Origin of the sequence: Pseudoalteromonas sp. MIP2626 (assembly GCF_013414205.1) — a bacterium.
Taxonomy (GTDB): Bacteria; Pseudomonadota; Gammaproteobacteria; order Enterobacterales; family Alteromonadaceae; genus Pseudoalteromonas; species Pseudoalteromonas nigrifaciens.
Genome location: NZ_JAATTW010000118.1, coordinates 1 through 1,212, shown reverse-complemented (window position 1 = coordinate 1,212; position 1,212 = coordinate 1). Strand labels below are relative to the sequence as shown.

Below are 1,212 nucleotides of genomic sequence, written 5' to 3'. Positions count from 1 at the left end.
CCGCTTTTTAAAAACTGTTTGAGCAGTTTTAAGATGCTACCGTCTGTCACTTTGCGTTTGACGCTGCTTATGATCAAGTCGTGATCGAGTAGGTCAAAACACTTCGACAGATCCATATCAACCACCCACTCACGGTGATATTTACGAATAAATACCGTGGCTTTGCTGATGGCGTCATGACAACTTCGTTTCGGCCTGTACCCATAACTTGATGGGTGAAAGTCGATGTCGAAGAGCGGTTGGAGAATGTTCAATAGTGTTTGTTGTACTATGCGGTCGCGAACTGTTGGAATTCCCAGCAGTCTCACACCACCATCATCTTTCGGTATTTCTATCCGTTTGACTGGCTGTGCGCGATACTGCTTGCTTTGCAGTTCACCTTGCAGTTGTTTCAAGTTTTCTTCTAAATTCAAGGCGAACGCGGCTATGGACTGCCTATCTATTCCGGCGGCTCCTTTCGCTGCTTTCACTTTTTTGAATCCCTTGTATAGGTTATTAATATCTAATAATTGCCCATACAAGCTGTAGTAAACTGTCATCAATTGCCTTTGCTTACGGTATGTCTGTCGTTTCACATTGATGTATAGTGGTGTTCTTCATGAGGACATTAGGTGTGCTAGCCGAATGGCAATCTGCCTAAGTGGTCGCTCATTACTCCCATGCTCGGCCTTCAGTTCTCAGCGTCCACATTCCTGCTTAGCCGTCATCTCTTGCCTATTTCCGTCGAAATACATGTGAGCCTATACGTCGATACTCCTGATTTTCATACACTTAAAGAATACTTCCCCCCTTCGCAATCAATTAAAACTTTTGATTAAAATTGACCCTATCAAACATTCTGTTGATAGTCGGCTTGGTTTTGTCCTCCACACCATTACTGGCTTTCATCGGCCTAGCCTTACTCACTACTACGGGTTCATCTGCCACCTCACACCGACGTTAAACCTTGGGTTTCCCCTTGAGTTTAGGCCACTTATTTACACTAAGTTTAGATGCCAGGCTTCCCCAGTTACTGCACTGGCTCCCTGTTAGAAATCCCACCCTCAAGCACAGTATTGGTCTGACTAAGTATAGGGCGTTGCGCTATTTTGCACGCTGACCCACCAATACTGCCGAAACAGGTTACGGTTAGTTGTGTACCTCTAACTTCTTATGGCTTCCTTCAGACCCCACCGTTGGCCAGTGACGCCCTTGCCATTCAGATTATCTTCC

At 45.4% G+C, this 1,212-nt stretch carries 1 protein-coding gene; it reads right to left on the bottom strand.

The features are described 5' to 3' along the window. Window positions 1-539, bottom strand: a 539-nt coding sequence (locus tag HC000_RS18280) for a reverse transcriptase domain-containing protein (RefSeq protein WP_257025642.1), incomplete at its 3' end; no start/stop codon positions are given. Window positions 540-1,212: the final 673 nt, after the last annotated feature.